This is a genomic window from Streptomyces sp. NPDC127177 (assembly GCF_042672475.1).
In the GTDB taxonomy this organism is placed as follows: domain Bacteria; phylum Actinomycetota; class Actinomycetes; order Streptomycetales; family Streptomycetaceae; genus Streptomyces.
The window spans coordinates 1-23765 of sequence record NZ_JBHXUW010000025.1 but is presented as its reverse complement, the minus strand read 5'-3'; the positions used below and the strand labels follow the sequence as shown (position 1 = coordinate 23765).

At 71.1% G+C, this 23765-nt stretch carries 14 protein-coding genes and 1 pseudogene; 5 read left to right on the top strand and 10 right to left on the bottom strand.

The genetic code is table 11. The features are described 5' to 3' along the window. Nucleotides 1-465 precede the first annotated feature (465 nt). The 6 genes from ACFVJX_RS17355 to ACFVJX_RS17330 form a co-directional block, all read right to left on the bottom strand. Complete coding sequence (locus ACFVJX_RS17355) at nt 466-1644, bottom strand: cytochrome P450 (RefSeq protein WP_384122505.1); 1179 nt, start codon at nt 1642-1644, stop codon at nt 466-468. 177 nt (nt 1645-1821) lie between these two features. Next, a complete protein-coding gene (gndA, locus tag ACFVJX_RS17350) occupies nt 1822-3261 on the bottom strand; it encodes an NADP-dependent phosphogluconate dehydrogenase (RefSeq protein WP_384122504.1) in 1440 nt (479 codons plus the stop codon). 554 nt (nt 3262-3815) lie between these two features. Further along, nucleotides 3816-5174 (bottom strand): GH1 family beta-glucosidase, encoded by a 1359-nt coding sequence (locus ACFVJX_RS17345; protein WP_384122501.1) that lies wholly within the window; start codon nt 5172-5174, stop codon nt 3816-3818. A 20-nt stretch (nt 5175-5194) separates the two neighbouring features. Next, nucleotides 5195-6034, bottom strand: coding sequence for a carbohydrate ABC transporter permease (locus ACFVJX_RS17340; protein WP_384122616.1), 840 nt, complete (start codon nt 6032-6034; stop codon nt 5195-5197). Between the two features lie 61 nt (nt 6035-6095). Further along, a complete protein-coding gene (locus ACFVJX_RS17335) occupies nt 6096-7106 on the bottom strand; it encodes a carbohydrate ABC transporter permease (protein ID WP_384122499.1) in 1011 nt (336 codons plus the stop codon). A gap of 9 nt (nt 7107-7115) precedes the next feature. After that, on the bottom strand, nt 7116-8429 hold the full coding sequence (locus tag ACFVJX_RS17330) for an ABC transporter substrate-binding protein (protein WP_384122496.1): 1314 nt from the start codon (nt 8427-8429) through the stop codon (nt 7116-7118). Nucleotides 8430-8574: 145 nt separating this feature from the next. On the opposite strand from ACFVJX_RS17330, the gene ACFVJX_RS17325 reads away from it, so the two are divergent. After that, nucleotides 8575-9930, top strand: coding sequence for an ROK family protein (locus tag ACFVJX_RS17325; protein ID WP_384122493.1), 1356 nt, complete (start codon nt 8575-8577; stop codon nt 9928-9930). Nucleotides 9931-10198: 268 nt separating this feature from the next. Here ACFVJX_RS17325 and ACFVJX_RS17320 read toward each other — a convergent pair whose 3' ends face one another. The 3 genes from ACFVJX_RS17320 to ACFVJX_RS17310 form a co-directional block, all read right to left on the bottom strand. Next, complete coding sequence (locus ACFVJX_RS17320; RefSeq protein WP_384122614.1) at nt 10199-10759, bottom strand: hypothetical protein; 561 nt, start codon at nt 10757-10759, stop codon at nt 10199-10201. 95 nt (nt 10760-10854) lie between these two features. After that, nucleotides 10855-11964 carry a LacI family DNA-binding transcriptional regulator gene (locus ACFVJX_RS17315; RefSeq protein ID WP_384122490.1) on the bottom strand — a complete coding sequence of 370 codons (1110 nt, stop codon included), beginning with the start codon at nt 11962-11964 and terminating at the stop codon, nt 10855-10857. Nucleotides 11965-11972: 8 nt separating this feature from the next. Then, the gene (locus ACFVJX_RS17310; protein ID WP_384122487.1) at nt 11973-14492 is read right to left on the bottom strand and encodes a glycoside hydrolase family 3 C-terminal domain-containing protein; all 2520 of its coding nucleotides are present in this window, start codon (nt 14490-14492) and stop codon (nt 11973-11975) included. 207 nt (nt 14493-14699) lie between these two features. Here ACFVJX_RS17310 and ACFVJX_RS17305 point away from each other — a divergent pair, with 207 nt between their 5' ends. Further along, the gene (locus tag ACFVJX_RS17305) at nt 14700-16016 is read left to right on the top strand and encodes a transglycosylase family protein (protein WP_384122484.1); all 1317 of its coding nucleotides are present in this window, start codon (nt 14700-14702) and stop codon (nt 16014-16016) included. Between the two features lie 556 nt (nt 16017-16572). Here ACFVJX_RS17305 and ACFVJX_RS17300 read toward each other — a convergent pair. Beyond that, a pseudogene (locus tag ACFVJX_RS17300) lies at nt 16573-17416 on the bottom strand (DMT family transporter); the annotation flags it as partial. A 223-nt stretch (nt 17417-17639) separates the two neighbouring features. Here ACFVJX_RS17300 and ACFVJX_RS17295 point away from each other — a divergent pair. From ACFVJX_RS17295 to ACFVJX_RS17285, 3 genes are all read left to right on the top strand, one after another. Beyond that, nucleotides 17640-18344: a (2Fe-2S)-binding protein gene (locus ACFVJX_RS17295; RefSeq protein WP_384122482.1), complete on the top strand. Its 705-nt coding sequence runs from the start codon at nt 17640-17642 to the stop codon at nt 18342-18344. A 269-nt stretch (nt 18345-18613) separates the two neighbouring features. Next, entirely contained in the window at nt 18614-21220 is a 2607-nt protein-coding gene (locus tag ACFVJX_RS17290) for a PA14 domain-containing protein (RefSeq protein WP_384122479.1), read from the top strand. Between the two features lie 128 nt (nt 21221-21348). Then, nucleotides 21349-23712: a GH92 family glycosyl hydrolase gene (locus ACFVJX_RS17285; RefSeq protein WP_384122477.1), complete on the top strand. Its 2364-nt coding sequence runs from the start codon at nt 21349-21351 to the stop codon at nt 23710-23712. The last annotated feature ends 53 nt before the right edge of the window (nt 23713-23765 follow it).

The following is a 23765-nucleotide window of genomic DNA, read 5'->3' as shown; positions in this document are numbered from 1 at the left end:
CGGCCTTACGGGGTGTTCGCGGAACGGCTCATCGACGGATGAAGTCGAGGGGCCGGATCCCGCTCGACCACGGACGGCCGGAACCGGCGGCGTCGGCTTCGCGGGCGGTTCCGGCGAGCCGCGCGGCGATGGCGAGCTTGTAGCCGCGCGCGTATTCGGGACCCGGGGTGTTGGGGGGTCGTGAATTTCGACGCTCGCCCCGATGTACGCGCACGGGGGCGTGGTACGGCCACAGGGGCGTGAGCCCGAGCCGCTCCTGAGGACGGTCGCGGTCGCGGTAGGGCACGGACGCCGTCACGGCCGCTGCGTGCACGAGCGCCCGATGCACGGGTTTGGCGCCGGTACCGTTTGCCCCGGCGTCCTCGTCGCCGGAACGCGACGGCCTCGACGCGTGTCCCCTCTGCCCACCCCCGTGCGGGCGGACAGTGTTTCCCGGAGCCCTCGACGGAGTCGGGGAGACAAGCCTCACGCCAGGACAGGAAGCGATACCGGTCCGCGAACGAGACGGGTGCGACGCCACTCCAGTTGGTCGGGCGGCGCGGCAAGCCGGAGTCCGGGAAACCGGGTCAGTACCGCCCGGAGGGCGATCTCCGCCTCGGCTCTTGCCAGGGGAGCGCCGACACAGCGATGGATGCCATGGCCGAAGCCGAGATGGGCGGTGGCGTCCCGCTCCGGGTCGAGCAGGTCCGGCGACGCGAACCGTTCCGGATCGCGGTTGGCCGCGCCAAGAGCCACCAGCACCGGGAGACCGGCCGGGATGTCGGTACCGCCGAGCCTGACGGCCTCCGTGGTGAACCGGAAGGTGGCGGTGCTGACGGGGGAGTCGAACCGAAGCAGTTCGTCCAGTACGGCCGGGACATCGTCCGGATTCCTCCGAAGACGATCCAGCACGTCAGGGTGCTGGAGCAGCGCCAGGGTGGCGTTGCCCAGGAAGTTGGTGGTGGTCTCGTGTCCAGCCACGAGCAACAGCACCGCCAGAGAAACCAGCTCTTCCTCGCTCGGACGGTCCTCTCCTTCACGTGCCGAGATGAGCCGGTCAAGAAGGGATCCCCCCGGCTTCAGGCGCTTGGCGGCGATCAGGCTCGTCATGTAGCCGGCCATGGAATGGGAGGCCGCGTCGATGACGTCGGGCCGGCCTGCGGCGAACAGCTCTCCCGACCAGCGCCGGACGTCAGGCCGGTCCGTCTCCGGGACTCCGAGCAGCTCACAGATCACGATGACCGGCAGCGGTACCGCCAGACCGGCCACGAAGTCGAACTCCTCACCGGTCGGCCACTGATCCAGCAGCTCGTCGGTGACTCGGGCGATGAAGGGGCGCAGCTCCGCTACCGCCCCGGTCGTGAACGCCTTGGTCACCAGCTTGCGCAGCCGGGTGTGCCGGGGCGGGTCGGCGGCCAGCATGGTGTGCGCGACGGCAGGATGCAGGCGACGCCGTGACTCGGTGCCGGCGAAGAAGGCGGCCGTGTCCTTCGAGAGCCGAGCGTCGCCGAGGGCCTCCCTCGCTTCGGCGTAGCCGGTGACCACGTAGCTGATGCGCCCGCCGGGCCCGGTGGGCACGGGCTGCACCGGGCACCTGGATCGCATGGCCGCGTAGGTGGGATAGGGGTCCTGGAGGAAACGGGGGTCCTGAGTCGGGTCGGTCATGCGTTCAGGCTCCAACCGCCTCCGGCCGGCTGTCATGGGCGACACGCCCAACCCGGTGTGCGAAGGCGTCGGCCATGAGGAGGAGCCCCGCTGTGTCCGCGCAGCGGCCCTCAGGGGGCTGCGGCCTCCGTCGGAAGCGGGGCGACGCGGTCGGCAACCGGCCGGCCACCGAGGCGGTCAGCTTTCGGCCTCGGTCCGGTCGCCGCCCCAGAGCGTGTGGAAGGTGCCCTCGCGGTCGACGCGGTGGTAGGTATGCGCGCCGAAGTAGTCGCGCTGGCCCTGGGTGAGGGCGGCGGGGAGGCGGTCGGCCCGCAGGGAGTCGTAGTAGGCGAGGGTGGCGGCGAAGGCGGGGGTGGGCACGCCCCGGGTGACGGCGGTGGCGATCACGGTGCGCCAGTCGTCCTGTGCGGCCGCGATCTCTTCGGCGAAGCCCTTGTCGGAGAGGAGGCTCGGCATCTGGGGCCGGGCCTCGTAGGCGCTGGTGATCCGGTCCAGGAAGGCGGCCCGGATGATGCATCCGCCGCGCCAGATCGCCGCGACCCTGCCGAGGTCGACGGACCAGTCGTACTGTTCGCTGCCGGCCGCGATCTCGTGGAAACCCTGGGTGTAGGCGACGATCTTCGAGGCATACAGCGCCTGCTCGACCTGGTCGGCGAATGCGGCCGCCTCGTCCGCGCCGAGCTTGCGCGCGGTCGGTCCGGCGAGATGGCGCGAGGCGTCACGGAGGTCCGCGTGGCCGGAGATTGAGCGGGCGAAGACGGCCTCGGCGATGCCGGAGACGGGGACGCCCAGGTCGAGGGCGATCTGCACGGTCCAGCGGCCGGTGCCCTTCTGCTCCGCCTGGTCGAGCACGACGTCCACGAAGGGTTCACCGGTCGCCGCGTCGACGTGCGAGAGCACTTCCGCGGTGATCTCGATGAGGTAGGAGTCCAGGCGCCCGGTGTTCCAGGTGCGGAAGATGTCCGCGATCTGCGCGGGGGAGTAGCCGGCCACCGCGCGCAGCAGGTCGTACGCCTCCGCGATCAGCTGCATGTCCGCGTACTCGATGCCGTTGTGCACCATCTTGACGAAGTGGCCGGCGCCGTCCGGACCGATGTGCGTGGTGCAGGGCGTGCCGTCCTGAGCCTTCGCCGCGATCTTCTCCAGCATCGGCCCCAGCGATTCGTACGATTGTGCCGAACCGCCCGGCATGATGCTCGGCCCGTTGAGCGCACCCTCCTCACCGCCCGAGATGCCCGCGCCGACGAAGTGGATACCGCGCTCGCGGAGCTCCTTCTCCCGGCGCCGGGTGTCCTCGAAGTGGGCGTTGCCGCCGTCGATGACGACGTCGCCCTCGTCCAGCAACGGGGCGAACTCCTGGATCACCGCGTCCGTGGGTTCACCCGCCTTCACCATGACGACGAGCCGCCGGGGCCGCTCCAGTGCCGCCACGAACTCCTGCGGCGTGCGCGCGGCGACGAAGGACCCCTCGTCGCCGAACTCCTCGACCAGGGCGTCGGTCCTCGCGGCCGTGCGGTTGTGCACGGCGACCGTGTAGCCGTTACGGGCGAAGTTGCGGGCCAGATTGCGGCCCATCACCGCGAGCCCGGTGACGCCGATCTGCGCGGTGTCGCTCATCTTGGTGCTCCTGCATTCTGTCGGGGAAGGCCTGTGCGCTGAGATGCCGCGATGTCCAGTATGGATACCGGACCATGGGACGGCCTCTTCAGCGGCTGGCCGGCAGGGCCCGGACGGACGAACGCGTCCCCGGACCTGGTGGTAGGCCGGCAGGACCCGGACGGACGAACGCGTCCCCGGACAGGAGGACCTGGCCGCCGCCCGCCCTGCTCCCGTGTTCCGGCTGTGAACACCAACCGACCACTCCACGGCCGTGGTTCATCAACTCTTGACACCTCCTGAACAGCGGCGCAACACTGACTACGGCTGGGAGAGCGCTCTCCCAGTCGTCCTTGGCCGTTCAGTCTTCACCCGACGCTCCGTCCACCGGAGCCCCAGGCCCTGCGAGCCCGCGCCCGAACCGGGCCGGCGATCTCGTGGGACCGCCCGCGCCGTCCCAAGTCCCCGCTGGCGGCGCGGAGCGGAAAGTCCGCGGTGGTGACGGGAAAACGGGACCCCCGCGGACTCGATGGTGTGCCCCGGCGGGCGCGCCCCTCAGGCGCCGCTGCGGGAGCTCAGGCGGCCCGGCCCGGACGGCCTGACGACGCTTCGCGGATCAGCTCGGCGTAACGGCGCCCGCTGCTCTTCACGGTGCGGCGCTGCGTCGCGTAGTCGACGTGGACCAGGCCGAACCGCTTGTCGTAGCCGTACGCCCACTCGAAGTTGTCCAGCAGCGACCAGGCGAAGTAGCCGGCGAGCGGCGCGCCCTTGCGGACGGCGCGGGCGCAGGCGGCGAGGTGCTCCTCCAGGTACCGGATCCGCTCGGGGTCGTGGACGGACCCGTCGGCCAGCACGACGTCCTGGTAGGCCGAACCGTTCTCGGTGACGTAGATGCGCTGTACGCCGTACTCCTCCGTCAGGCGCAGGAGCAGCTGCTCCAGGCCCTGGGCGTGCACCTCCCAGTCCATGTGGGTGTGACGGGAGCCGGGCAGGTAGACCTGCTTGGCATGCGGGACGGGGCCCGTCGCGTCGGCGGTGACGACCTGGCGGAAGTAGTAGTTCACCCCCATCCAGTCGAGCGGTGCCGCGATGATGTCCATGTCGCCCGGCCGCACCGGGAGTTCGACTCCGTAGAGGTCGACCATGTCCTGCGGGTAGCCGCGTCCGAGGATCGGGTCGAGCCACCAGCGGTTGGTGTGGCCGTCCCCGCGCACGGCGGCGGCCCGGTCCGCCTCGCGGTCGGTGGCCGCCTCCACCGGACTGAGGTTGTTCACGATGCCGACGCGGGCGTCCGGGGACGCGGCGCGGATCGCCCGCACGGCCAGGCCGTGCCCGAGGTGCAGGTGGTACGAGGCACGGACGGCGGCGGTCAGATCGGTGAGACCCGGCGCCATCGTGCCCTCCAGATGGCCGATCCAGGCCGAGCAGAGCGGCTCGTTGAGGGTCGCCCAGTCCTTGACCCGGTCGCCGAGGCGTTCCACGACGACGGAGGCGTACGCGGCGAAGTGCTCGGCCGTCTCCCGGACGGTCCAGCCGCCGCGGTCCTGGAGCGCCTGGGGGAGGTCCCAGTGGTAGAGCGTGGCGAACGGGGTGATCCCGGCGTCGAGGAGGCCGTCGACGAGGCGGTCGTAGAAGTCGAGCCCGGCCGTGTTGACGGGGCCGTCGCCACCCGGCACGATCCGCGGCCAGGCGAGCGAGAAGCGGTAGGCGCCCGCCCCCACCTCCTTCATGAGGGCGATGTCCTCGGGGACCCGGTGGTAGTGGTCGCAGGCCACGTCGCCGGTGTCGTTGCCGGCCACCTTGCCCGGGATGTGCGAGAACGTGTCCCAGATGGAGGGCGCGCGGCCGTCCTCGGCCACGGCTCCCTCGATCTGGTACGCGGCGGTGGCGACGCCCCAGGCGAAGTCGGCCGGGAGGGCGCTGAGGTCGTTCACGGACTTCCTTTCCGAAGTGGTCACTTGACGGCTCCCGCGGTGAGACCGGCGACGAGGTACCGCTGCAGCAGCAGGAACCCGGCGACGATGGGGACGCTGACGACGAGCGAGGCGGCCATCACCTGGTTCCAGTACACGTCGTTCTGGGTGGCGTAGCCCTGGAGGCCGACCGCCAGGGTGCGGGTGGTGTCGTTGGTCATGACGGAGGCGAAGAGGACCTCGCCCCAGGCCGTCATGAAGGCGTACACGGCGACGGCGACGATGCCCGGTACGGCGGCCGGCACGACGACGCGGAACAGGGCGCCGAGCGGTCCGCAGCCGTCCACCAGCGCGGCCTCGTCCAGATCCCTGGGGATCGAGTCGAAGTAGCCGATGAGCATCCAGATGGAGAACGGCAGGGAGAACGTCAGGTACGTGAGGATCAGTCCACCACGCGATCCGTACAGCGCGATGCCGGTGCTGTTGCCGATGTTGACGAAGATGAGGAACAGCGGGAGCAGGAAGAGGATCCCGGGGAACATCTGGGTGGAGAGCACCGTGACGGTGAAGACGCGCTTGCCGCGGAACTTGTAGCGGCTCACGGCGTACGCGGAGAACACCGCGATGATCACCGACAGGACCGTCGCCGAACCCGCCACGATCAGCGAGTTGAGGAAGTAGCGGGCGAGCGGGACGGTGTCCCAGATGTCGAAGTACGGCTTGACGGTCAGCCCGGACGGGATCCAGTGGAACTTCCCCGACACGTCCTGGAGCGGCTTCAGCGAGCTGCTGACCATCACGTAGACGGGCAGCAGGGCGAAGGCGGCCAGGAAGGTCAGGATGACGCGGCGGGTCCAGAGGAAGGACCGCGGCGCGGCCATCGGGGACCGCTTGTGGGAGCGGGACTTCGGGGTCCGGGGGAGCACGGCAGACGGGGCTCGGCTAGGCATCGGCGCCCTTCCTTCCGCGTGAGGTGATGAGCAGGTACACGGCCGTCACGACCAGCAGGAAGAGCAGCAGGAGTACGGACATGGCGGACCCGGTGCCGAAGTTCCAGGTGACGAACGACGACTGGTAGATGTGGATCGAGATCAGGTCCGCGTTCTCCGGTGCCGCCTTGCCGAACAACACGTAGGGGGTGTTGAAGTCGTTGAACGTCCAGAGGAACAGGACGAGTACGAGGACCTGGTTGACGGGACGCAGCGCCGGCAGGGTGATCTTGCGGATCTGCTGCCAGATGCCGGCGCCGTCGATGGCGGAGGCCTCGTACAGCTCGCGCGGGATGTTCTGCAGCCCCGCCATCACGATGAGGAAGGCGAACGGCCAGCCCTTCCAGACCGAGACGACGATCAGCGCGTAGATGCTGTTGTCGCCGATCAGCCAGAAGGACGGCTGGTCGGTCAGCCCGAGCTGGTCGTGGAGCACGTGGTTGACCAGGCCGTTGTCCCGCTGGAACATGAACGCCCAGGTGATGACGGCCGCGTAGACCGGCAGGGCGTACGGGACGAGGAAGATCGCCCGGAGGAAGCCCCGGCCGCGGAAGTTCTCCTGTAGCATGATCGCCGCCGCGACGCCGAACAGCCAGGCCAGGCCGACGGCGAAGAACGTGAAGACACAGGTGACGAAGAACGAGTGGAGCAGCGCCTCGCCGATCGGGGCGTTGACGTCGACGGCGATCCTGTAGTTGTCGAAGCCGGTCCAGGGCGCTCCGCCCCAGTTGTTGATGTAGAACTGCGTGAGCTGGCGGAAGCTCATCACGATCCCGATGATCATCGGGATCACATGGACGAGGAGTTCGAGCAGAACGGCCGGCAGGAGCAGGAGATAGGGCAGTCCGCCCTGGCGGATCCGGTCGGGGATGCGCGGCAGTCTCCTGCGCGCACCCCCGGTGCCCCGGCTCGTCACCCTGTCCGACTTTTCCGTCCGGCTGTCGGTGGTCACGGTGGCGGTCATGAGAGAGCCTTACTGCTGCATCGTCTGCTGGGCCTTTTCGAGGCGCGCCTTGACGGATTCGGTGGTCACGGGGCGTCCGGCTGCGGCGTCGGCCCACAGCTCCTTGACCGCCGTACCCACGGCCGTCTCGAACTGCGACTCGTTGGGCACCTGCGGCAGCGGGGCCGCGCTGGTGGCGAGGGTGTCGCGCAGGACCTTCAGGTCGGGGGCGGAGAACGCCTCGTCGGCCTGGGCGGTCTTCACCGGCGGTATGGATCCGTAGGTCTTGTTGAGGAGCTTCTGCTCTGCGTCGCTCGTCATGAACTTCACGAACTTCTTGGCGCCGTCGATGTTCTTGGTGTTCTTGAACACCGCCATGTTGATGCCGGCGACCATGGAGTTGGTGCTCTTGCCCGAGCCCGGGGTGCCGGAGGCGACGGGGACCGGAGCCGCTCCCCAGTCCTCGGGCTTCATGCCCTGGGAGGCGAAGGTGGAGGCGGCGGCCTGCCAGAGCACCATCGCGGTCTTGCCCTTGGCGAAGTCCGTCAGGGACTGGTTCTGGGCGTACTCCGCGTTGCCCGGAGCGACGATCTTGTCCTTCGCCATGAAGTCGATGTACTGCTTCACGGCCGCGACCGCGCCGTCGGACGTGAAGGTCGCCTTGCCGGACTTGTCGAAGAAGTCCGCACCGTGCTGCTGGCCCAGGACGAAGGTCTGGTGGATGTTGTTGGAGAGGTTGGAGCCCTCGGCGCCCAGCCCCCACTTGCCGTCCTTGGAGAGCTTCTTGCCATCCGCGACCAGCTCGTCCCAGGTGGCCGGCGGCTTGCTGATGCCCGCGTCGGCGAAGCTCTTCTTGTTGTAGTAGAGGGCGTACGCGAGTGAGTACAGCGGCACCGCGGAGGGGTCCTTGCCCTCCGCGCCGGCCGAGGCGACCGCCGACTCGACGAAGCGGTCCCGGCCGCCGATCGCGTCGAAGTTCTCCTTGCTCCAGGGGAGCAGCGCGCCCGTCGCCTGGAGCGAGGCCGACCAGGTGTTGCCGATGTTCAGTACGTCCGGTCCCTGACCGGACGTGGTGGCGGCGAGGATCCGGTTGAGCAGATCGGCCCAGGGGACGACCTCCAGCTTGACCTTGATGCCGGTCTGCTCCTCGAACTTCTTCAGTTCGGGGGTGAGGATCTTCTTGTCGGCCTCGATGCTGGGGCCCTGGTTGGACGCCCAGTAGGTGAGTGTCTTCGGCGAATCGTTGCTGCCGCCACTGGCGGACGAGCCGCCTCCGCAGCCGGTGACTCCGGCGGCGATGGAGATCGCGAGGGTGACGGCTGCTGCGGCTCTGATGGTGCGCATGCGGGATGGCCCCTTTCCGGGGAGGCAGGCCGTGTTCGGGAACCGAACGGTCTTCAGGCCTTAATTTATGACGTGATTTAAGAGCTGAGAGAAGGTCGCGTCAAGCCCCGGGGTCACGGTATGTTGCGGGAAGGGAAGGAGCCACATGGCTGAGCGCAACAGACGGACCGTGCGTGACCTGCGACGGGGCAACCGGGCGAGGGTATTGCAACGGTTGTATTTCGACGGCCCGCTGAGCCGCCAGGAGCTCGGCCCCGCCACCGGGCTGAGTTCAGGTTCCATCAGCAACGTCGTCGCGGAACTCGCCGCCGAGGGTCTCCTGGAGGAGGCCGGAGTCGTCGATTCCGACGGCGGCCGTCCCCGCACGCTCCTGCGTGTCGCGCCCGGCGGCGGGCTCCTGATCGGCATCGACATCGGCGAGACCCGGATCAGGGTGGAGCTCTTCGATCTCTCCCTCACCGAACTCGCCCGCACCGAACGGCTGCTCGCCCAGCACGGCTACGACGTCAGCCGCATCGTCGGCCATGTCCGCAGCGGGGTCGCCGACGTCCTGAGGGACGCCGGTGCCGATGCGCGACGGCTGCTCGGCATCGGGATCGGCGTCCCCGGAATCATCGAACGGGACGCCCCGGACGGCGCCGTCGGCGACGTCGGCTCGGTCGTCCACGGGCAGACCATCGACTGGAGCGACGTCCCCTTCGAGCGGCTGCTCCGCGACGCCGTCCGGGTCCCGTCGGAGGTGCCGTTCTTCATCGACAACGGCGCCAAGACGCTCGGCCAGGCGGAGATGTGGTTCGGCGGCGGCCGCGGCGCGGGCGCGTCGGCGATCGCGCTCATCGGCTCCGGCGTCGGGGCCTGCGTCAACCACGGCGACCTCCTCGACGAGGACCGCAGCAGCATGGCCCTCGAATGGGGCCACACCACGGTCCAGCTGCGTGGACGCCGCTGCCGGTGCGGCTCGATCGGCTGCCTGGAGGCGTACGCGGGCGCCGAGGCCATGCGGGAGCGCTGGCACGAGGCCGGGGGCCCGCTGGCCGCCGACGCGGACGACGAGAGCGCCCTGGCCGCACTGCTCGCCGCCGCCTATCCCGGCCCGGGGGGCGAGCCGGACCCCCTCGCCGTCTCGCTGCTCGACGAGACGGCCGAATGCCTGGGCGCGGCCCTCGCGGACCTGATCAACCTCTTCCTGCCCGAACGCATTCTGCTCGGGGGGTGGGCGGGTCTGCTGATCGGCCCGCACCTGCTTCCCGACATCCGCCGCTACGCGCAGGAGTACGCACTCCGCCACGCCGCGGCCCGCACCACGATCGAGATGGGCAGGCTGGGCCCGGACGCGGTCACGGTCGGCGCCGCGACGCTCCCGCTGGCCGACTTCCTCGCCAGGGGCGGCAGCCGCCCGGCCCCCGAGCCGCAGCAGGACCCGGCCCCCGGCTTCCGCACCGCCGCGGACGCCGTACGGAAGAGGGAACGACCGCGGACGGCCTCGGAGGCGGCGGGGTGAGGCGGGGGCGCCGGGGAGGCCGGCCCGGTTGTGCGCGGGCGCACGAGGGCGCCGGGCACGCGCCACGGTCCGGGTGGTGAACGGCTCGGGCGCCGCGTGCGCGTGGTGCTTCGGGTGGTGAACCACTCGGGCGCCACGAACGCATCATGGCGCGGGCGGTGAACCACTCGGGCGCCACGAACGCATCATGGCGCGGGCGGTGAACCGGCTCGGGCGCCGCGTGCGCGTGGTGGGGCGGGTGACCGGCGGCGCGGGCGCCACGTACGCATCATGGCGCGGGTGGTGAACCGCTCGGGCGCCATGCGTCCGGCCATGGCACGTCCCGGGCCACGGCCCCGGGCACTCCGAGGCCGGCCCGCGCATGCGCGACGTAGCGGTCCCGGGCCTGCCGGAATTCCGAGTACGCCTGATCCCAGTCCTGTTCGACCTCGGTGGCGACACCCCGGGCCAGGCACTCCAGCCGCCACACGCAGTGGTCCAGGGACTTGGACGCCGTGTTCGCCTCGGTGTCGCCGAGCAGTGCGAGGGTCTCGGACAGTGCGGAGCGACGGGACTCCAGGTCGGCCAGTTCCGCGAGCACGTCGGGAGTCGGTTCCAGCGGCATCGGGCCCGGCACCAGACCGCGGGCGGCGGCGAGCATCCGGTAGCGGGCCGCCAGCTCCTTCACGGCGTGGGCGTACTCGGCGTAGGCCCCCAAGCGGTGCTCGTCCCACCGCACGGCCTGTTGCCTGCGCCATCTCGTCCGCTCGTTCAGGCTGCTCACCAGGAACGACATCAGCGCTCCGAGGGCGACACCCGCGAGGGGAAGTATCCGGTCGGTCAGATTCACCAAGGACCCCGATCAAGTAGCACATCGACCACCCGATCCTTTCCGCCGCTCCCCGAGGACACAACCGCCGGGCACCCCCGGCGGCCCTCGCCCGGCTACGCCGAGTCCCGTACCACCAGCGCCGGTTCGAAGATCACTGAGGTCGCCGCCCCGTCCGGCTTCTCCAGCCGTTCGATCAGCAGGCGGGCCATCTCCGCGGCCATCGCCTCCACCGGCTGGCGGACCGTGGTCAGCGGCGGGCGGCAGGCCGATGCCGCGCTGCTGTCGTCGAAGCCGATCACCGCCACGTCCTCGGGCACCCGCTTGCCGTGCTCCCGCAGGACGTGGCAGGCGCCCATCGCCATCAGGTCGTTGGCCGCGAACACCGCGTCCAGGTCCGGGTGTTCGGCCAGCAGTCGTTCCATCGCGGCCTCGCCGCTCTCCTGGGTGAACTGTCCCTCGGCGATCGGGATGTACGGATGCCCGTTCCGGCCCATCGTGTCGCGGAAACCGGCCAGCCGCTCCTGCCCGGCCGGTACGTCGAGCGGCCCCGCGATGGTCGCGATGCGGCGGCAGCCCCGCGCCAGCAGGTGCTCGGCGGCCAGCCCGGCGCCGTCCTGATGGGCGAGGTCGACATAGCTGATCCGGACCGGGCGGGCGGGCCGCGCGTACAGCACGGCGGGCAGTCCCGCCTCCGTCAGCAGACCGGGCAGCGGGTCCTCCGCGTGCGTCGAGACGACCAGGGCGCCGTCCGCGCTGCCCTGGCGCAGGAACGAGACCACGTCCTCCCGGGCCCGTGACGTCTCGGCGAACATCAGCACCGGGTGCATCCCGCGCGGGCGCAGGTAGTTGACCACTCCGGTCACCACCCGGCCGAAGAACGGGTCGGCGAAGACCTGGGCGGTGAAGGCGGAGCCGTTGTCGGGCTCGCCGGCCTCCGCCGGATCGGTGCCGGCCGCTCCCGTACCGTCGGCCGGTTCGGACTCGACGCCGGCGCCGGAGACCACCAGCGCGATGGCGTCGGTGCGGCGGGTCACCAGGGAGCGTGCCGCACGGTTGGGGGCGTAACCGGTGAGGGCGACCGCCCGGCGTACGGCCTCCTGGATCACCGGGTCGACGTTGCGGACCCCGTTGATCACCCGGGAGACGGTGGCGCGGGAGACACCGGCCGCCCTCGCCACGTCCTCAAGGGTGGGTGTACCGGCCGAGCGCACATCATCCGTCATGAGCGCATTTATAGCATCAGCGGAGAGCGCTCTCCATCGTGATCCGTCACCTCGGGAACGGAGTTGCCGGACGGCAGCGGCCCCCCGGCCGCCATCACGGTCGCGGTGAGCGGCAGTTCGCCCGCCGAACGGCCGCCCAGCAGCGTGAATTCACCGGCCTCCGTCTCCCACCCGTGCCGCTGCGCCGACCAGTGCGCCAGGGCGCGCGCGGAGACCCGCACCGCCGCCACCACGCTCTCCCCGGGCTCCGCCTCGACCGCCGCGTACCCGATCAGCCGGCGCACCGGCCGCTCCACCGCCGATCCGTCCCTGGCCAGATAGATCTGGACCACTTCGCGGCCGCGCCGCCGCCCGGAGTTGCGTACCCGCACCCGCACGTCGAACGGTTCGCCTGCCCGTACCGTCGCCGGGGCCGTCAGCTCCTCGTACTCCCAGCCGGTGTAGCCCAGTCCGTGGCCGAACCAGTAGGCGGGAGCGGACCCGGAGCGCAGCCAGGCGCCGTAGCCGATGTGGAGGCCTTCCTCGTAGTGCAGCCGTCCGTCGGGTCCGGGGACGGTGTCGAGTACCGGTACGTCGTCCTGGGATGCTCCCCAGGTGGTCGGCAGCCGGCCGCCCGGCTCGCAGCGGCCGAGCAGCACGTCCGCCAGCCCGCCACCGGCCTCCTGGCCCGGGAACCAGGCGAGCAGCAGGGCGGGCACCCGGTTGTGCCAGGGAAGGGCGAGCGGGCCGCCCGCGTTCACCATGACCACCGTGCGCGGATTGGCCCGCACCACGGCCCGTACGAGCGCGTCCTGTCCCGGCGGCAGGTCGAGGCTGTCGCGGTCGTGCCCCTCCGACTCGCTCTGTTCGGTGGTGCCCACGACCACCACCGCGACATCCGCCGACCGCGCCGCGGCCACGGCCTTGGCGAGCGCGGTGGCCGCGTCCCCGGCGGGTGGGGCGGCGGCGAGGACGGTCGCTACCCCGGAGCGCGGTGCCAGCGAACGCCGCGCCACCACCTCCACCTCCGCGCCCGCGTCGAGTCGGGCGGACGCCCGGTGTTCGGGCGGCGCGACATGGACCCGGGTCGGATCGTCGCTGTCCAGCGGGAAGTACCCCGACAGCACCTCCCGGCCGCCGACCGTCAGCGAGATCGCGCCCCAGCCGCCCACGGCCCAGGTCCACTCCCCGCCCACGGGCGGCCGGACCAGGGCCCGGATCTCCACGGACGCCGCGCCGGCGACCACCACCGATGGCTCCACGATCCGGCCGGACAGCCGGTGCTCGGCGTGGAGTTCGGCCCCGTCGGCGTCCAGCAGCCGTACGAGCACGCCCGGTTCGCCGGAGCGGGGGTCGCGCGCCCAGTCCCGGGAGAGGGGCCGGGGCCGGGGCGACGGCGGCAGACCCGGCCGGTATGTGACGGTCGCGCTCCCGTCCAGCGCCTCCCGGATGCCGTCCAGCGGGCTCACCACCGCGTCGGGAAACACCTCGGCGCTGCCGCCGCCCTGGATCCGTACCGACGTGGCGTGCGGACCGATGACCGCGACCGAGCGCAGCTCCGCCGGGTCCAGCGGGAGGAGCTGCCCCTCGTTGCGCAGCAGCACCGAACCGGCGGCGACGGCCCGCCGCAGCAGCGCCCGCTGGGCGGCGGGCGCCACCGCGGGCCGCCACACCGGCCGGTCCGGGCCGAGCGCCCCGACCCGGACCGCCAGCCGCAGCAGCCGCCGTACCTTGTCGTCGATCGCGGCGGCGGATACCAGGCCCCGCTCCAGTGCGGCGAGCAGCCCGGCCGCCCAGGGCCCGTCGGGGCCCGGCATGGCCAGGTCCTGCGCGGAGCGGGCGGTGTCCAGGAGGGTGCGCACGCCTCCCCAGTCCGAGACCACGGCTCCTTCGAACCCCCAGTCGCTCTTGAGCGGGCTCTCCAGGAGCGGAGAGGCCGACATGGTGGCCCCGTCGACCTTGTTGTACGCCGACATGACCGCCCAGGCACCGGCCTCCACGGCCGCCTCGAAGGGGGCGAGATAGACCTCGTGGAGTGTCTGTTCGTCCATCCGGACATCCACGCTGAGCCGGTCCGTCTCGGCGTCGTTGGCGACGAAGTGCTTGGCGGTGGCGGCCACCCCGCCGGACTGGACGCCCCGGATGATCGCGGCGCCGGTCCGGCCGGTGAGGAGCGGGTCCTCGGAGAAGCACTCGAAGTGCCGCCCGCCCAGCGGGGAACGGTGCAGATTCAGGGTGGGGGCGAGGAGCACGTCCACGCCCTTGCGGCGGGCCTCGGAGGCGAGCAGTGCACCGAGATCGGTGAGCAGCCGCTCGTCCCAGGAAGCCGCCAGCGCGGTCGGCGAGGGGAGCACGAGCGAGGTCTCGCGCTCGTCCCAGGTCTCTCCGCGCACCCCCGCGGGCCCGTCGGAGAGGGTGAGGGGGCGCAGTCCTACGGCCGGTTCGGGGTACGTGCGCCAGGTGCTGGCGCCCGTCAGCAGACGCACCTTCTGCGCCGCGTCGAGCTTCTCCAGCAGCGCATCGATCTCTTCGTCCGTCATGACGGCCATGCCCCTTCACCCAGCGCCCCAGTCAAGCCGGAGAGCGCTCTCCCGTACTGCCTGGCCCAGCGTCGCTGGCCGATGTCGGCCGTGTCAATGGGGAGCGCTTCCACGGGCCCGGCGGCGGGTGACGGGTCGCACTCTTGTCATCACCCGCTGTCAGCACATAAGTTGACCGCTTGCGACGTGTCCTACAGTCAGTGGGGGAGCCAAGTCATGGCCGCGAACGGACGGCACCGCAGATATCAGCCGAGCCGCATCAACCGTGCCTCGCTGACGGTCACGGCGGGGGGTGCGGGGCTGGCGCTCCCGCTCATCGCCGCCACATCGGCCGGTGCCGCGCCAGGGGACGTGTGGGAGAAGGTCGCCGCGTGCGAGTCCACCGGCAACTGGCACATCAACACGGGTAACGGCTACTTCGGCGGGCTGCAGTTCACCCGGTCGACCTGGGCGGCGTACGGCGGCGCGGAGTACGCGCCACGTGCCGACCTGGCCAGCAGGGACCAGCAGATCGCGATCGCGGAGAAGGTCCTGAAGGGACAGGGCCCCGGCGCCTGGCCGGTCTGTTCCACGCGGGCGGGTCTCACGCGAGGCGGGGGATCCCCCGACATCAGCCCGCAGACCGGGCCGACCACCAAGGCGGCCACGCCGAAACGGGCGGCCACCCAGCCCAGGACCGAGGCGCCCAGGCAGGCGGAGGCGAAGCGCGACACGACGGCCGCCACGCCGACGTCGGTGCCCGGAAAGCGTGACTCGTACACCGTGGCGAGCGGTGACTCGCTCTCCGGCATCGCGGCCGAGCGCGACCTCGGCGGCTGGCAGCGGCTCTACTCGGCGAACCGCAAGGTCGTCGGCGACGACCCGGATCTGATCTTCCCCGGCCAGCGACTGAGCCTCGACCTGGCCGGGACCCCGAAGGCGGGCGCGAAGACCGCGTCGAAGGCGGACCCGCGCCCTGCCACCCGGCCCAAGGCCGCGGCGGAGCCGAAGCGGACGCAGCAGGCACAGCCGAAGCAGGCGGCTCAGCCGAAACAGCAGACGAAGCCGAAACAGCAGACGAAGCCCAAGGAGCAGGCGAAGCCGGCCCAGCCGAAGAAGACCGGGACGCCCAAGGTCCAGCGGACCGAGAAGCACACGATCACCGCCCCGATCGAGGCCCGTACCGGCACGCAGTACCGCCAGGCCGGCGCCTGGTCCAGCGGCTACCACACCGGCGTGGACTTCCCCGTTCCCACCGGCAGCTCGGTCAAGGCGATGGCCTCGGGCACAGTCGTCACGGCGGGCTGGGGCGGCGCCTACGGCTATCAGATCGTCATCCGGCACAGCGACGGCAAGTACAGCCAGTACGCGCATCTGTCGGCGCTCCACGTGCGCGCCGGACAGCATGTCGGCGGGGGCCAGCGCATCGCGCGCTCCGGCGCCACCGGCAATGTGACGGGGCCGCATCTGCACTTCGAGGTCCGTACCGGCCCGGAGTACGGCTCCGACATCGACCCGCTGGCCTACCTGAGGGCGGCCGGCGTCAAGGTCTGAAGCGCGCCGCTCCGACCGGCGTCGTCATCGGCCGGAAGGGCTGTGGCGCCGGCAGCGGCGGGCGAGGCGGTGGAACCTGCGGATAACCCGGCACGCCGTGCTGTGCCGGTGTGCGTCCTGGTGTCCGGGTCGAACTCGACCTGCCCGCCGAACTCCACCTGCCCCAACCGGCGTTCCAGCGGCGTCCGGGCAGGCGGCGCCGGCGGGGCGGGAAACGCTTCCGCGGCCGACGGTCCCGGCCCCGCCGGTTCGGGGACCGTCACGACGGGCGGTGTCGCCCTGACCGGCTGTCCCGGCGCGCCCGCCGGACGGGCGGGCCCGCCGAAATCCCGGGCACCGGCGCCGGGAGCGGGAGAGACGCGGGGACTGGCCGAGGCACCGGGCGCGGGCGAGGCACCGGGAAGGAGAGCGGCGCCGGGAAGGGTGGAGGCGCCCGGTACGGGGGAGTCGTCGGACCCGGGCGCGGCACCGGAAGCGGGCGGGGCGTGGTCAGCCGGCACCTCGTCCTCGATGCGCCCGGCCGGCCGCTCCTCGCCGCCGCCCGCGGCCTGCTGCCGCCGTCGCTCCGCGCCCATCCGCTCAGTGGTGAGCAGGATCAGCCCGCCCGCCGCGACGGCCCCGCAGAGGAGGGCAAGCATCGTGCCCGCGGTGCCGTGCCGGAACTGCTCGCCGAAAAGTGTGATGCCGACGGCCGCCGCGACCACCGGGTTCACCACGGTCACCGTGGCGAGCGGGGCGGTCAGACCCGCGCCCCGGTAGGCGGCCTGCGACAGCAGCAGACCGGTCGCCGCCAGGGCGGCGATCACCAGCAGACTCGGCAGTCCGGTCCCCACCGAGCCCGCGGTCCACTCCATGGCCACGGTCTTCGTGAACACCGAGGCGATACCGAACGCCACACCGGCGCCCCCGGCCAGCACCACGCTCCGCATCACCGGCCGGCGCATCGCCTTCGAGATGAGGACGAGCGCAGCGACCGCACCGAACGTCACCGTGCCGAGCATCAGCTGCTGCGGACCGCCCAGGGTGTGCGCGTCGGAGCTTCCGGTGAGGGCGAGCAGACCCGCCAGTCCCACGGTCGCCATGATCGCGCCACGCCAGGCCTTGGCCCCGGCCCTGCGGTGGACGAAGACAGCGGCCATCGGCAGGGCGAAGACGATGGTCAGGGCACCCAGTGGCTGTACGAGGCTGAGCGGGCCGTACGCCAGCGCCACGACGTGCAGCACCGCGCCCACGCCGTTCAGCGCCACCGCGACCCACCAGACCCGGTCGCGCAGCGGAGCGAGCGAGCGCCCGTCGGAGGTCGTGGCGACGCGCTCCTGGACGATCGCGCCGGCCGCGTAGGCGACCGCGGAGACCAGTGACAGCAGCACGGACAGCGCGAGGGAACTCATGTACACCACGATGGCCCTTCAAAGCCGCCGCGTCGTCGTCCTTGAGACGGCGATCCGGCGTACTGCTTTGGTAGTACGGCAGTGGTTACGGTGTCCTCCTCCCGACGGTAGTCCTCCCTGCGAGCGACGTCAGAACGATCATCCCAAACGGATACGGTGAACCGCGAGCCGTGCCACTCCTGGTGGCCGCGGTGTCACGACAGGTGGCCTGGGCAGCGGAGGTGGCGGCACGATGGGTGAGCGGGAAGCGGCGTCGCCGGGCGTGTTCTTCGCGCTGGGCGCGCCCCCTCCGCCGGACGGCGGGAGCCGGACCCTGGCGTGTCTGTACGCGGGGGAGAACGCCCCGCTCACCTCCCGGATCGACACCGTCGCCGAGCGACTCGGCACGCCCGAGCGGCGGGTCGCCGCCTCCGTGGCCCATCTCGGGCTGGCCGCACGGCTCTGGTCCACCGCGCTGGGGCCCGCGGCGCTCTCCGGTCGCTTCCCGGATCTGCGCGCATCGTCCCTCCACTGGAATCCAGGCAGACAGGCGCCCGACGATCTGTGGACGGCGTCCGCCGAGTCGCTGCCGGGCTCCGCCGCCCGGATCAGGGACGTCGTCCAGCACGGCCATCTGGAGCCGCTCGCCGAAGCGGTCCGCCGGGACACGGCGGTCTCCGCCCGGCTCCTGCGCGGCAACGCCGGCTCCGCGCTGGCCGGAGCCGTGCGCCAACTGATCGGCTGGGCGCGCACCGCCGGCCGGCCGGACGTGGCCGCACGCACCCGCGCCCTCGCGTCCGAACTCTTCGACCACCCCGGCCTCCGCGATACCGGCTTCCCGCACGGTCCCGGTTTCCGCCGGCGCACCTGCTGTCTGTACTACCGCGTTCCGGGCGGCGGCCTGTGCGGTGACTGCGTCTTCGACAGCCCGCCCGGAGCGCCCGCGCGCAGCCGGTAGTCCGCCCCGACGCTGTTGCCCCCGAGTGGCCGGGCGGGACGGAAACGCCTGATGAAGGGCGTGCCGAAGGGCCGCGTGGCGGGATGTCCCGTACCTCGCCGCGCGCCGCCGTGCCGTGGGTCCGCCCGGTCCCGCCCCCTCCCGGATCAAGCTTTGTCATGCACCTGGACAGCGCCGCATTCGTCGTGCTGTCATGCCAACTGCCATTCCTTCCAACGTTGTACATCTTGCTGCAACGAGCCGCCACCCTTCCTCACCAAGGAGGATCCGTGCGCATCGACAAGAGACTGATTCTGTTCCTGGCAGCCGTCGTCGGCGCCGCCGGGCTGTCCGCCGTGCCCGCCGCTTCGGCGGCCGGCAAGGACCCCGGGGCCGCCGACGACGTCCACGGGCTGAAGGGGGAGTACTACACCCAGTCCGCCCCGGGAGCCTTCGACTTCGGGGAGCTCAAGGCCACCGGCTTCGACCCCTCGATCGACTTCCCGACCCTCGAATCACGGCTGACCTCGGCCACCGGGCAGGCCGACGACGCGAGCATCCGGTGGACCGGGAAGATCGTGCCGGAGAAGTCCGGCGCCCACACCTTCTCCATGATCGGGGACAACGGCTTCCGGCTGTGGATCGACGGAAAGCCGGTCATCGACCACTGGGTCGACGACTGGGAGAGTGAACAGACGTCCCAGCCGGTCGAGTTGACCGCGGGGAAGGCGTACGACTTCAAGGTCGAGTACTTCGAGCACGAGGGTGGTTCCAATCTCCACCTGAAGTGGACCGAACCGGGCGGTACCAAGGTCCCCGTACCGCAGTCCGCGTTCCGGCTGCCCGACGACTTCGCGTACGACGGTGCCATCGCCGCCACCGTGCTCGCCGACGGCCGCACCCTGAAGCTGGACTTCGCGCAGAAGCTCGGAAAGCTCCCGGCCGGCCTGGTCAACCACCTGGACGCGGTGATCGGCGGGGCCGAGTGGCCGCTCGGAGCGGTCAAGGCCGACCCGAAGGACGCGCGCAGCCTGACCGTCGCCCTGAAGGAGCCGGTCGTCGGCAACAAGGCCGGAAACGCCACCGGTCTGGCCGACATCCGCTACGACGGCGACGGCTCGCTCGCCGGCGAGGACGGCAAGCAGGTCGGTGCCTTCTGGTCCAGCGGGCCGAACCACTCCACGCACGAGCTGACCACGAAGTGGGCCGACGAGGTGGGGCCGAAGAACGCCCTCCCCGAGTACCCGCGCCCCCAGCTCACCCGTGACAACTGGCAGAACCTCAACGGCTCCTGGGAGTTCGCCGCGGCGAAGGCGGGGGAGCAGCCGCCGGTGGGAAGGAAGCTCGGCGAGAAGATCCTCGTCCCGTACCCGGTCGAGTCCCAGCTCTCCGGGCTGGAACGGCATGAGGACCGCATGTGGTACCGGCGGACCTTCACCGTCCCGAAGAACTGGAAGGTCGGCTCCGGCAAGCGGCTCCAGCTGAACTTCGGGGCCGTCGACTGGCAGTCCGAGGTGTACGTCAACGGCCACAAGGTCGCCGAACACAAGGGCGGGTACGACAAGTTCAGCGCCGACATCACAGCGGCGCTGAAGCCGGGCCGCACCCAGGAGCTGATCGTCGGCGTCTACGACCCGACGGACGCCGAGGACGGCGAGAACCCGCCGATGGGCAAGCAGCGCCTCGACCCGAGCGGTATCTGGTACACCCCGTCGTCCGGCATCTGGCAGACGGTGTGGATGGAGCCGGTCGCGGCCGACCACGCCGACTCGCTGAAGATCACCCCCAACGTGCCGGGCGGCAGCGTCACCGTCGAGGCGCGCGGTGTACGGGACGGCGTCCCGGTCACCGCGACCGTCTACGACGGCAAGCGCAAGGTCGGCACGGCCACCGGCCGCACCGGCTCGGCGGTCGAGATCCGCGTCCCGCACGCGCACCTGTGGTCCGCCGATGATCCGCACCTCTACCAGCTCGAGGTGAGCGTCGGCTCCGACCGGGTGGGCAGCTACTTCGGGATGCGGTCCATCTCCGTCGAGAAGGTGGACGGCACCCCGCGCACCGTCCTCAACGGCAAGCCGGTCTTCCTGATGGCCACCCTGGACCAGGGCTTCTGGCCGGACGGGCTGCACACCGCGCCCACCGACGAGGCGCTCGCGTACGACCTGAAGATGCACAAGGAGATGGGCTTCAACTCGGTCCGCAAGCACATCAAGGTCGAACCCGACCGCTGGTTCTACTGGGCGGACAAGCTGGGCCTGATGGTCTGGCAGGACATGCCGGCGATGAACACCGTCAACCCGTCGGCCGCTGCCCGCACCGAGTACGAGCACGAGATGAAGGAGATGATCGACGAGCACGACAGCCACCCGTCCGTCGTCATGTGGGTCACCTTCAACGAGGGCTGGGGCCAGTACGACGAGGCCCGCATCGCCGACCAGGCCAAGACCTGGGACCCGACGCGCCTGGTCAACAGCATGTCCGGCATCAACCTCGGCGTCGACGGGGGCACCGGCGACATCATCGACGAGCACGGCTACCCGAGTCCCGCGCTTCCGAAGCCGGACGGTGAACGGGCCCTGATCAGCGGAGAGTACGGCGGACTGGGTCTCGGAGTGCCGGGCCATGCCTGGGCCGTCCAGCAGTCGTACGTCGCCGTCGACCCGGCCACCTACACCGACGACTACCTCGCCAAGCTCGACGAGGTGCACGCGCTCGCCTGCAAGGGCGGCAACGGCGCGGTGTACACGCAGATCTCGGACGTGGAAGGTGAGCTGAACGGGCTGCTCACCTACGACCGCAGGGTCGTCAAGCCCGATGTGAAGCGGGTGAAGGCCGCTCAGCAGGCCCTGATCCGCGACGCGTCGAAGCCAGTGGTGGCGGGCTGCCCCGCAGCCTGACCCGTGCGGCCCGCTCCGGTCCGCCCCTCGTGGGCGGGCCGGAGCGGGCCTGTCCGACCCCTTGACGGGGGCCTGCCGGGAACCAAGAATGATCGCGCTCTGACAACGTTGTCCGAAGGAGTAACCCCATGCACCGGACCCCACGGCCGAGACTGCGCGGCCCGGCGGCCGCACTCGCCGCCGTCGCGCTCCTGGGCGGTGTCCTCACCACCGGGGCCACGGCTCAGGCCAGCCCGCGCGACGACGGCCGGCTGACCGATCTGGTCAACCCGTTCATCGGCACCCAGAACGAGGGCAACACCTACCCCGGCGCATCCGTGCCCTTCGGCATGGTGCAGCTCTCCCCGGACACCGGCCACAACACCGGCTACGACTACGGCGAGAACCACATCCGCGGCTTCTCGGCGGTCCATCTCTCCGGCGTCGGCTGCGGCCTGGGCGGCGACCTGCCGACCCTGCCCACCACCGGTGACGTGACCGAGACGGACTACGCGAAGTACGCGGCGGAGTTCAGCCACGACGACGAGAAGGCGAGCCCCGGCTACTACAAGGTCGGGCTCGGGACGGGCATCGACGCCGAGCTGACCGCGACGCAGCGCACCGGGGTGCAGCGCTACACCTTCCCGGCCACCGACAAGGCCAACGTCCTGCTCAACGCGGGCCAGTCACTGCACAAGACGCTCTCGTCCGAGGTCGAGATCCTGGACAACCGCACGGTGCGCACCGCGATCACCGGCAGTGGCTTCTGCCAGGACACCAAGCCGTACACGGTCTACACCGTCACGCACTTCGACCGGCCGTTCACCACCTCGGGCACCTGGAACGGCGACACCGTCACCGAGGGCACGAAGAAGTCCTCGGCCACCGACGCCCGCAACGGCGCCTGGCTGCGCTTCGACACCAGCAAGGACCGCACGGTCGAGGCCACCACCGCCCTGAGCTACGTCGACGCCAAGGGCGCCGCGCTCAACCTCCGCGCCGAGGGCGGCCGCAGCTTCGACCGCGTTGAGCACGCCGCGCAGCGCAGCTGGGAGGACCGCCTCGAAGGCGTGAAGGCCCAGGGCGGCAGCGACGAACTCCGCCGCACCTTCTACTCCTCCCTGTACCGGTCCTTCCTCGCGCCCAACATCGGCAGCGACGTGGACGGCCGCTACACCGGCTGGGACCAGAAGAAGCACCGCGCTGTCTCCGCCAAGGGAACGTTCACCTACTACCAGAACTGGTCGCTCTGGGACACCTACCGCACCCAGGCCCAGCTCCTCGCGCTGCTCGCCCCGCGCGAGTCCCGCGACATGGCGATATCCGTCCTGCGGATCGACGCCGAGAGCGGCTGGCTGCCCAAGTGGGGCTACGGCACGGTCGAGACGAACATCATGACCGGCGACCCGGTCACCCCCTTCCTCACCAACGCCTACCAGCAGGGTCTGCTGAAGGGGTACGAGGAGGAGGCGTACCGCGCCCTGAAGAAGAACGCCGACGGTGTGCCGCCCACCGAGTCCGCACCGGTCGGGCGCGAAGCCAACGCCGAGTACCTGAAGGACGGCTTCGCCCCGTACATCAAGGACCGCGAGCACGCCAAGCCCGGTGACTCGGACTACGACCACGGCGCCTCCGCCACCCTGGAGTACGCCCTGTCCGACGGCATGCTCGCCGAGATGGCCCGCGACCTCGGCCACGACGCCGACGCCGCCCGCTACGAGGCCCGCGCCCAGAACTACCGGAAGATCTTCGACCCCTCGACCGGCTTCTTCCGCGCCCGTGACGCCTCCGGCGCCTTCACCGGCCCCGTCGACCCGGCCGAGAGCGAGGGCTTCCACGAGGGAACGTCCTGGCAGTACCAGTGGATGGTGCCGCAGGACATCCCGGGCATGGTCGACCTGATCGGCGGGAAGGACGCCGCCAACCAGCGGCTCGACTCCTTCTTCGCGTACGACGAGCTGCTGACCGACCCCGCGAAGACCGCCCGTGAGGTCTGGGTCAACGGTCCGTACGCGTACTACAACGCCGACAAGTACAACCCGCAGAACGAGCCCGACCTCATCGCCCCGTACACCTACCTCTCCACCGGCCAGCCGTGGAAGACGACCGATGTGGTCCACGCGGCCCTCACGCTCTTCACCAACGGTCCGACCGGCATGACCGGCAACGACGACCTCGGCACGATGTCCGCCTGGATGGTGCTCTCCTCGATCGGGGTCTTCCCGGTCCAGCCCGGCACCGACACCTGGGGTCTGTCCACCCCCGCGTTCGAGCGCGTCGACATCAAGCTCGACCGCCGGTACTACCCGCACGGTGCGCTCACCGTACGCGCGCCCGGCGCGTCGGACACCGACCGCTACATCCAGTCGGCCCGGCTCGACGGTGCTCAGCAGTCGCGCACCTACCTCACCACCGACGACATCCGTTCGTCCCGCTCGCTCTCCTTCACGGTGGGCAGCGAGCCGTCGGCCTGGGGTACCGCGCCCGAGGACGCTCCGCCCGCACTGGGCTGATCCGCCGGACCCGCAGAACGCGCCGAGCGCCCTTCCCCGTCCTCGGACGGGGA

Excerpts from the sequence above, each read along its gene's own strand:
- ACFVJX_RS17355 (WP_384122505.1), bottom strand. The coding sequence starts at position 1,644 with ATGACCGACCCGACTCAGGACCCCCGTTTCCTCCAGGACCCCTATCCC.
- gndA (WP_384122504.1), bottom strand. The coding sequence starts at position 3,261 with ATGAGCGACACCGCGCAGATCGGCGTCACCGGGCTCGCGGTGATGGGC.
- ACFVJX_RS17340 (WP_384122616.1), bottom strand. The coding sequence starts at position 6,034 with ATGGCCGCGCCGCGGTCCTTCCTCTGGACCCGCCGCGTCATCCTGACC.
- ACFVJX_RS17335 (WP_384122499.1), bottom strand. The coding sequence starts at position 7,106 with ATGACCGCCACCGTGACCACCGACAGCCGGACGGAAAAGTCGGACAGG.
- ACFVJX_RS17330 (WP_384122496.1), bottom strand. The coding sequence starts at position 8,429 with ATGCGCACCATCAGAGCCGCAGCAGCCGTCACCCTCGCGATCTCCATC.
- ACFVJX_RS17325 (WP_384122493.1), top strand. The coding sequence starts at position 8,575 with ATGGCTGAGCGCAACAGACGGACCGTGCGTGACCTGCGACGGGGCAAC.
- ACFVJX_RS17315 (WP_384122490.1), bottom strand. The coding sequence starts at position 11,964 with ATGACGGATGATGTGCGCTCGGCCGGTACACCCACCCTTGAGGACGTG.
- ACFVJX_RS17310 (WP_384122487.1), bottom strand. The coding sequence starts at position 14,492 with ATGGCCGTCATGACGGACGAAGAGATCGATGCGCTGCTGGAGAAGCTC.
- ACFVJX_RS17305 (WP_384122484.1), top strand. The coding sequence starts at position 14,700 with ATGGCCGCGAACGGACGGCACCGCAGATATCAGCCGAGCCGCATCAAC.
- ACFVJX_RS17295 (WP_384122482.1), top strand. The coding sequence starts at position 17,640 with ATGGGTGAGCGGGAAGCGGCGTCGCCGGGCGTGTTCTTCGCGCTGGGC.
- ACFVJX_RS17285 (WP_384122477.1), top strand. The coding sequence starts at position 21,349 with ATGCACCGGACCCCACGGCCGAGACTGCGCGGCCCGGCGGCCGCACTC.